The 8,906-nt window shown below is 32.9% G+C and carries 9 protein-coding genes and 1 pseudogene; 8 read left to right on the top strand and 2 right to left on the bottom strand.

The genetic code is table 11. The annotated features are described in order from the left end of the window. The 7 genes and pseudogenes from SA378_RS06555 to SA378_RS06525 all read left to right on the top strand — a co-directional run. Positions 1-416: GNAT family N-acetyltransferase (locus SA378_RS06555; protein WP_318525179.1), on the top strand; the 416-nt coding region annotated here is incomplete at its 5' end. 52 nt (positions 417-468) lie between these two features. After that, positions 469-1,308, top strand: a complete 840-nt coding sequence (locus SA378_RS06550) for a bifunctional 5,10-methylenetetrahydrofolate dehydrogenase/5,10-methenyltetrahydrofolate cyclohydrolase (RefSeq protein ID WP_318525180.1) — start codon at positions 469-471, stop codon at positions 1,306-1,308. Positions 1,309-1,321: 13 nt separating this feature from the next. Next, positions 1,322-2,350, top strand: coding sequence for a low-specificity L-threonine aldolase (gene ltaE / locus SA378_RS06545; protein ID WP_318525178.1), 1,029 nt, complete (start codon positions 1,322-1,324; stop codon positions 2,348-2,350). A 123-nt stretch (positions 2,351-2,473) separates the two neighbouring features. Continuing rightward, a complete protein-coding gene (locus SA378_RS06540; RefSeq protein WP_318525177.1) occupies positions 2,474-4,081 on the top strand; it encodes an FAD-binding oxidoreductase in 1,608 nt (535 codons plus the stop codon). 51 nt (positions 4,082-4,132) lie between these two features. Next, a pseudogene (locus SA378_RS06535) lies at positions 4,133-4,864 on the top strand (electron transfer flavoprotein subunit beta/FixA family protein). A 15-nt stretch (positions 4,865-4,879) separates the two neighbouring features. Further along, positions 4,880-5,662 carry a 4Fe-4S binding protein gene (locus SA378_RS06530; RefSeq protein ID WP_318525176.1) on the top strand — a complete coding sequence of 261 codons (783 nt, stop codon included), beginning with the start codon at positions 4,880-4,882 and terminating at the stop codon, positions 5,660-5,662. Between the two features lie 23 nt (positions 5,663-5,685). Next, positions 5,686-6,069: an electron transfer flavoprotein subunit alpha/FixB family protein gene (locus SA378_RS06525; protein WP_318525175.1), complete on the top strand. Its 384-nt coding sequence runs from the start codon at positions 5,686-5,688 to the stop codon at positions 6,067-6,069. Between the two features lie 27 nt (positions 6,070-6,096). On the opposite strand, the gene ispE is transcribed toward SA378_RS06525, so the two are convergent. Together ispE and SA378_RS06515 are read right to left on the bottom strand one after the other, a co-directional pair. Further along, positions 6,097-6,966, bottom strand: a complete 870-nt coding sequence (gene ispE, locus SA378_RS06520) for a 4-(cytidine 5'-diphospho)-2-C-methyl-D-erythritol kinase (RefSeq protein WP_318525174.1) — start codon at positions 6,964-6,966, stop codon at positions 6,097-6,099. 309 nt (positions 6,967-7,275) lie between these two features. Continuing rightward, positions 7,276-8,211: a magnesium transporter CorA family protein gene (locus SA378_RS06515; RefSeq protein WP_318525173.1), complete on the bottom strand. Its 936-nt coding sequence runs from the start codon at positions 8,209-8,211 to the stop codon at positions 7,276-7,278. A gap of 301 nt (positions 8,212-8,512) precedes the next feature. Between SA378_RS06515 and SA378_RS06510 the strand changes: the two genes are divergently transcribed. Next, positions 8,513-8,770 (top strand): Veg family protein, encoded by a 258-nt coding sequence (locus SA378_RS06510; protein WP_318525172.1) that lies wholly within the window; start codon positions 8,513-8,515, stop codon positions 8,768-8,770. Positions 8,771-8,906: the final 136 nt, after the last annotated feature.

Raw genomic sequence — 8,906 nt, 5'->3', positions numbered from 1 at the left:
ATTTTTACACATTATCATATCAAAAAAGACAATTGAACTATGAATACAGCATGTTTAAGGATAATGCTCTTGTAAGATTCTGGATTATCAAGAAAGAAGACAATAAAATCATTGGAAATGTATGTTACAGCAATATAATAATGGGCAATTTCAAATCTTGTTTTTTAGGATACAAATTAGACAAAGATGAAATCAATAAAGGATATATGACTGAAGCAATAAAAAAAACAATTGAAATAATGTTTGATGATTTTGGACTTCACAGAATTGAAGTCAATGTAGTTCCTCGAAATAAAAGATCCCTCAGAGTTATGGAAAATCTTAAATTCGAACAGGAAGGATTTTCAAAGCGCTACTTGGAAATCAATGGAGTGTGGGAAGATCACGTTCATTTTGCAACATACAACGACCGATAATGAAAATAAAAATATTAAGATGATTAATTAAGGAGGACATATGGGATAATTAATAAAAGGAAAGCCCGTTGCTGATGCTATTACCATTAGAGCAAAAGAAGAAGCAGAAAGATTAAAGCAAAATGGTGTTTATCCAAAGTTAAAAATCGTAAGAGTCGGCGAAAGAGAAGATGATTTAGCTTATGAAAGAGCTGCTGTAAAAAGAATGGAAACATGCGGCATATTGTGTGAAGTGTTAACATTACCTTTGGATATCATCCATGAATCTTTCATAAAAGAACTCAAAGCAGTTGACGAAGATAAAACTGTACATGGCATACTGTTGTTCAGGCCGCTGCCAAAGCAAATAAACGAAAATGAAGTAAAATTTATAATAAGTCCTGAAAAAGATATTGATTGTTTAAATCCTATAAATGTAGCAAAAGTTTTAGAAGGAGATAAATCCGGTTTTCCTCCATGCACTCCTTCGGCAGCAATGGAAATATTAAAATATTATAATGTGAATCTAAAAGGAAGCAATGCTGTAGTTTTAGGAAGATCAATGGTGGTAGGAAAGCCAATGGCAATGCTTTTGCTTAAGGAAAATGCAACGGTTACTATTTGTCATTCTAAAACAAACAATCTTCCGAACATCTGTAAAAAAGCAGATATTTTAGTTGCAGCAATTGGTAAATCAAATATGATTTCAGAGGATTTTGTGAAAGATGGAGCGGTTGTAATAGATGTAGGAATTAATATCGATGATGGAAATATTACAGGCGATGTAAAAACACAGGAATGCCTGAATAAAGTATCATTAATAACTCCTGTGCCAGCGGGAGTTGGCTCGGTTACAACTGCAGTTCTGGCAGAACATGTAATAAAATCGTGCAAGCAAATAAATAACAAATAAAGGATGGTGCAAAATGAGATTTATTGATTTAAGAAGCGATACAGTAACAATGCCTACTGATGAAATGAGACAGGCTATGGCTATGGCAGAGGTTGGTGATGATGTGTATGGAGATGATCCTACAATTAACAAGCTTGAAAAGATGTCGGCCGAGAAAGTTGGAAAAGAAGCTTCCTTGTTTGTTCCAAGCGGTACATTTGGTAATCAGTTAGCTCTTTTAACTCATGCAAGAAGGGGACAGGAAGTAATCATAGGCAGAAATAATCATATTGTTGTACATGAGGTTGGTGCTTCAGCAGTAATTGCGGGAGTTCAGTTGAGGACTCTTGACACAAAAAATGGAGCTATGAATCCAAAAGATGTTGAAAAAGCAATTAGAATTGATGATATACACGAACCTGAAACCGGACTTATATGTATTGAGAATCCTCACGGTTGCGGAGCAGTTGTTTCTATGGAAAATATGAAGCAAATAAAAAATATCGCAGAAAGACATTCCATTCCTGTTCATATGGATGGGGCAAGAATATTCAATGCAGCTGTATCACTTGGTGTAGATGCAAAGGAAATTGCTGCATGCTGCGATTCCGTTATGTTTTGTTTATCTAAAGGATTGGCTGCTCCTGTCGGTTCAATGTTGGCAGGAAGCAAATTGTTTATTGATAAAGCAAGAAAAAACAGAAAACTTTTGGGCGGCGGAATGAGACAGGCAGGGATACTCGCTGCTGCAGGCATTATTTCATTGGAAAAAATGACTTTGAGACTTGAGGAAGATCACAAAAATGCAAAGTATATGGCTGAAGAACTGTCAAAAATTCCGGGTGTAAAAGTGAAAACTGACAGACTTGACATAGACATGGTTTTCTTTGAGATGGGGGAAGATATTATACCTGAAAAAACTCTTGTTGAAGGTCTGTATGAAAAAAATATTAAAATTAACGGCGAAGAAGATGGTGAATATCGTTATGTTGCTCATGTCGGAGTAACTAAAGAAGATATAGAATTTGTTATAAAGTGCATGAAGGAACTTATTAACAAATAATAATAGAAAAAATAAAATGCTTAAATATGGCATTTTATTTTTTTTGTTTGATTTAAAGTATTATTTGTGATAAATTATTATTCATATTATATTATATAATTAACTTCGACATGGAGGTTGACATTGGAAAATAATTTATTTATAGAAATGTACGGAGAATATTTAAGAGATGAATCTCGTCAAACCGGAACAGCAAAAAGTATAACATTCCCTAAAATTGAAAGTGAGATAATCGAATCAGTAAAAGAAAATGCTGAAAAAAATATACAAATCACTACGCAAGGAGCAAGAACAGGGCTTGCAGCTTCGGCTGTTCCTTTTGACGGTCATATAATAAACTTAAGCAAAATGAACAATGTTGTCGGTGCAAGATATGATGAAGAAAATGATAGATTGTTCTTGAAAGTTCAGCCGGGTGTTTTACTTGCTGAAGTTAGAAAATACTTATTGAACAAATCATTTATAACAACTGATTGGGATGAGGAATCTAAAGAAGCATTAAACCACATTGAAAAAAACCAATGGTTTTATTCCACAGATCCGACTGAAATTTCAGCATCAATAGGAGGCATGGCAGCATGCAATGCATCTGGAGCTAAAAGTTTTAGATATGGTTCTACAAGAGACCATATTGAATCATTGAGAATAATATTATCTGATGGAGATGTTTTAAAATTAAAAAGAGGACAAACTTTTGCCAAAGATGGGAAGTTTGAACTTGTTACGGAAAGTGGGAGAGTAATTGTAGGAGAGTTGCCTAAATACAATATGCCAAATGTAAAGAAAAATACTTCTGGTTATTTTAATAGACCAAGTATGGACATGATAGACCTATTTATTGGCTCGGACGGCACGTTAGGAATTATAAGCGAATTAGAAATCGAATTGAACAAAACTCAGGATGCTTGCTGGGGAGTAACTATATTTATGCCGGATGAAGACAAAGCGCTTGATTTAGTGCGTGCGTTGCGAGGAGAAAAAATATTTGACGATGTGGTACCCATGAGACTAAAACCTTCTGCAATAGAATTTTTCAGCCATAATGCATTGAATATGCTTAGAAATCAGCAAAGAACAAATCCGGCATTTTCATCAATTCAAGAAATAAAAGATAATTATCACACTGCTGTTTATATTGAAATTGAAGAGGACTCAAACGATGAAATATGGGCAGGAGTGGAAGAATTAGGAACGATTATAGAAAAATTAGGCGGGGATGAAGATGCAACATGGGTTGCAAACAATTCTGTAAGTTTAGAGAAGCTTCATAGTTTCAGGCATGCATGCCCGGAGTGTGTTAATATGCAGATTGATATTGTAAAGAAAATTGATGAAAGAATCACTAAGTTAGGTACAGATATGTCAGTTCCTGATGATAAATTAAAGCAAGTAATGAGGATGTACAATGATGACATTGAAAAGAACGGGTTGCATGCAGTAATATTCGGACATATTGGGAACAACCATTTACACGTTAACATAATTCCACGGAATATGGAAGAATATGAAATAGGCAAAAGGCTTTACTTAACTTGGGCTGAAAAAATAGCAGCAATGGGTGGTGCAGTGTCTGCAGAGCATGGAGTAGGAAAATTGAAAGTGCCTTTTCTCGAAAAAATGTATAGCAAAGAAGAATTAAATGAAATGAGAAAATTGAAGAAAATATTTGACCCGATGCAACTATTTAATCGAGGGGCTGTTTTCTCATATGATACAGAGGAGGGCAAATAAGTGAAAATTATTGTATGCATAAAACAAGTTCCGGGTACTAACGAAGTTAAGATGGATCCGGTTACAAATACTATAATAAGAGAAAATGTTCCTGCTATAATAAATCCTTTTGATACTTATGCCATTGAAGAAGCTGTACGGATAAAAGAAAGAATAGGAGCAGAAATTTACGGATTGAGTATGGGAATACCAATGGCTACAGAAATGTTAAGAGAAGCAATTTCGTTAAAAGTTGACAAAGCAATTCTTTTAACAGATCGTAAATTTGCAGGAGCAGATACATTGGCAACCTCGTATGCACTTTGCAAAGGTGTTGAAAAACTAGGGGAATGTGATTGAATAATATGCGGAAAACAAGCAACAGACGGTGATACTGCTCAAGTTGGACCAAGTTTGGCTAAAACGCTGGGTATTGCATACGCAACTGATATAAGCAAAATAATTGAGTTGAACAAGAATAAAATGAACTGCATGAAAATAACTGATGACGGGTATGAAGAAATTGAAATAAAATTACCTGCTCTCATTACTGTAGTTAAAGAAATTAATATGCCAAGACTTCCTTCTATAAAAAGTATGAAAACAGCTAAAAATGCTGAAATTGAAATAGTTACTTTTGCTGATGTAAATGCAGATGAAAAAAGAGCGGGTTTAAAGGGTTCACCGACACAAGTACGAAAGACATTTGTTCCTGTACATTATGTTAAAAGTGAAATTATCGAGGGAACTGCAGAAGAAAAAGCAAATAAATTAGCAGAAATATTATTGAAAATACAAATTTAGAAAGGACGGTAAGGTATGGCAAACATAAATATAATAAAAGACAAGTGCGTCGGATGCGGGAAATGCGTTGGCGCTTGTCCTTTTGGAGCAATAGAAGTAAAAGATAAAAAAGCAACAATAAATGAAAAATGCACACTTTGCGGTTCTTGTGTTGAAAGCTGCTTTTTTGGAGCGATAAATTTTGAAAGAGATGAAACAGAACATGAAGATTTAAGCAGCTATAAAGGAGTTTGGGTATTTGCTGAACAAAGATACGGTAAATTAAAATCTGTTGCATTGGAATTAATGGGAAAAGCTAAAGAAATGGCTTTGCGTTTGAATGTTAAAGTTACTGCAGTTGTTTTAGGAAGCAAAATTGAATTTCTTGCAAAAGAATTGATTTTCTATGGGGCAGATGAAGTATTGATTATGGATGCATGCTGGCTCAATGATTTTAATGACCATGTTTACGGAGAAATAATGATTGATTTAATCAAAAAATACAAACCTGAAATTGTGCTTATTGGAGCAACATCAAACGGACGTTCATTGGCGCCTCATATTTCATCAACGTTAAAAACAGGACTTACTGCCGATTGCACAGTCTTGGAAATAGACGAAGATGAAAGATTGCTACTTCAGACGAGACCTGCTTTCGGGGGTAATTTAATGGCAACAATAGTATGCCCAAATAATCGTCCCCAAATGGCAACGGTAAGACCTAAAGTATTTAAGCCAATAGAACCCGATTACAATGCATCAGGTCAAATAACAATTCTTCAAGTTCCGTCACCAATTGAAAAATTCGTTGAAAAATAAAAAATATAGACAACGAGGAAGGCTTGAATTTATCTGATGCTGATATAATAGTAAGTGTGGGCAGAGGAATAGGAAGTGCCAAAAATATTCAGCTCGCTCAAAATTTAGCAGATGCTCTTGGAGGAGTGGTGGGCTCATCAAGACCTGTTGTGGATTCAGGATGGATGCCATACAGTCATCAAGTAGGACAAACAGGAAAAACTGTTGCTCCCAAGGTATATATAGCATGCGGGATATCTGGGGCAATTCAGCATTTGGCAGGACTTGCAGACATTGAAACTATTGTCGCAATCAATACAGACACGGATGCTCCAATATTTAAAGTTGCAAACTACTGTATTGTGGGAGATGTAAGAGAAATTTTACCTCTTCTTACAGAACAAATTAAAAAATCCAAAAATAAATAAAGGTGGGTAACACCTTTATTTTATCTATTAAACATAAAAATTAATACCGACAGCACTTGTTTTTGTTTTAAATACTTGAGGATAAATTTCTATTGCTTTATTATATGCATTATTTAAACTTTCATTGCATTCAAATAAACCAAAAATTGCAGAACCACTTCCTGTCATTTTAGAGCATAAAGCTCCATTTTTAATTAAAAAATTCTTTATATCATTAATTTCCGGATGAAATTTTTCAACTGCTTTTTCCAGAGCATTTGAAGCGGACAATGAAGTTTCGTAAAACTTATTTTCGCTTATATAATTTAATATGTTATTGTTCGAATATAAATTATAATTTTCAGTAGTCAAGTTGTTGTAAACAAAAGCAGTGGACATAGAAAAATCAGGTTTTATAATTAATATGTTTTCCCATTTATAATTGTTGAGCTTTGTAAGTTTTTCTCCAATGCCTTCTGCTAAATATGTTCCTCCAAGCAGGCAAAACGGAACATCGGCGCCGATTTTAAGACCAATTTTTAGCATTTCATTTTCTGAAATATTTAATTTCCATAGTTTGTTCAATCCTGCTATAACTGCAGCTGAATTGCTGCTTCCTCCTGCGAGACCTGCTTCAGATGGTATTTTTTTATTTATTTTTATATTTACACCCAAATTAATATTGTACATTTGTTTGATTATGGTTGCGGCTTTATGACAGGTGTTTTTTTCATCAACAGGAATAGTTGAATCACTGCATTCAATAACAATTTTATTTTTGTCAATCGATTCAATTATTACTTCGTCATGCAAATCAATAGATTGCATAACAGTCTTAATCAAATGATAACCATTTTTAAGTGTGCCTTCAATATCTAAAAACAAATTAATTTTGCCATAAGAATATAATTTTAACATAATATTTCCTCATCTGTTATTTATAGAAATAATAAATCAACTTGTTAGTAATAATCTAAAATATTATATAATAAACAACAATTTATAACAACTTAAATTATATTATAATATTTTTAAAAATAATGTTTAGAAAATAATTCTGTGGGTAAATATATTATGTAAAATAAGTTTAAGGGGTATTAAAAATAATTATAATTTGATGAAAGAGGTGGGTCCCCCAAAAGCAGAATATGAAATACATAATGAATAACACCCGGTTTTCTAGTGTGTAACTGCAGAAAACTGGGTGTTATTCATTTTATGGTTTATTCAAATCAAATCTTTTTTTATGAGCACAAATCCTACTATGACTGCTGTTACCACAGATATTCCAAACACAATCCAAAAACCGAATGGAGAACGTGCAAATGGTATATTCAATAAATTCATACCGAAGAAACTTGAGAACATTGTTGGTATAGCCATCAATATAGTTATGGATGTCAATAATTTCATAACTATATTTAAATTATTTGATATTATGGAAGCAAAAGCTTCCCTTGTTCCTCTCAGGACTCCGCTGTATATGTTAGCCATTTCAATAGCTTGTTTGTTTTCTATAATTACATCTTCAAGTAAATCTTCGTCTTCTGAATATTTTTTGATAATATTCAATCTCAGAATTTTTTCCAGCACCACTTGATTTGCTTTTAATGAAGTAGTTATATATACCAATGATTTTTCCAAGTCCATAAGTTGCATAAGTTCCTTGTTTTTCATAGACTGATGAAGCTGTGTTTCAATATAATTGCTCATTTTGTCTATTTGCCTTAAATAAAGCAAGTATCTTTGAGCATTTTTGTACAATAATTGATATAAAAATCTGTATTTCTTGTAAGTATAAAATGTGCGGATGCTATTTTTTTCAAATTGATCCAGTACAATTGAATTTTTAAGGCATATGGTTATAATATTGCTGCCTGTAATAATAATTCCCAACGGGAGAGTTTCATAAATAATGCGGTCATCTGTTTTTTCCACATATGGAGTATCAACCAGTATTAATACCTGGTCATTTTCGGATTCTAAACGAGCGCTCTCTTCTTCATCCAGTGCTGCTCTTAAAAAATCTTTGTCGACGCCTAGCTCATCTTCAATAAAATCCAGCTCTTCTGTTGTCGGATCAACAAGGCTTATCCAAGCACCATCTTCGATTTCTTCCAGCTTGAATAGAGTGTCGTCTATAGTTTTAAAAATATCAAGCATTTTTCACCTCAATTTAATAATAGATTTTCTCTATTACAAAATTGATAAGTCAGTAATAGAGAAGTATTCAGTTGTTTTTAATAAAAATTGCGACTTGACCGTAGGGACCTCGTCCATTACATTCACATCCTTTTTAAGATTATTTTGCCTTTATTATAATAGTCTATTCTATTTCGTTTTGCAAGATAAAATTAAAGTAAATAAAAGAAAAAGCACATAAAAATTATGTTAATGGTAAGGATATTAATAAATGAATAATATTTCCTTGCTTTTCATTTAATATAGAATAGAAGGTGATTTTTTGACAGTCAGTTCCGTTACAAGAGTCAAAGGAATAGTTGAAGGCTGCGTAGGGCAAAGAGTTAAGTTTAAGGTTAAAAAGGGTAAAAGTAAAAGCCAAACAGGAGAAGGCGTTATAGCGGACACATATCCTTCAGTATTTACAGTCAATGTGGAAAAGAGAGGATTTAAAAGAGTTGTGTCCTTTAATTATATTGACATATTAACAAACTATGTAGAGTTCACAATTTGCGATGAAAAGGAAACAAGAATTGTATAAAAATGACGTACGAAATGTACAAAATAAACTGCTGATTTTAAAATCAGCAGTTTATTTTATTTAGAAAATTTGATATACTGTATTGAACATTATAAGGAGTAAATAAAGTGAAAAATTTTTTAAAATTAATATTAAT

It is taken from the genome of Sedimentibacter sp. (genome assembly GCF_033447055.1).
In the GTDB taxonomy this organism is placed as follows: domain Bacteria; phylum Bacillota; class Clostridia; order Tissierellales; family Sedimentibacteraceae; genus Sedimentibacter.
This window is presented reverse-complemented; position numbering and strand designations above follow the sequence as displayed.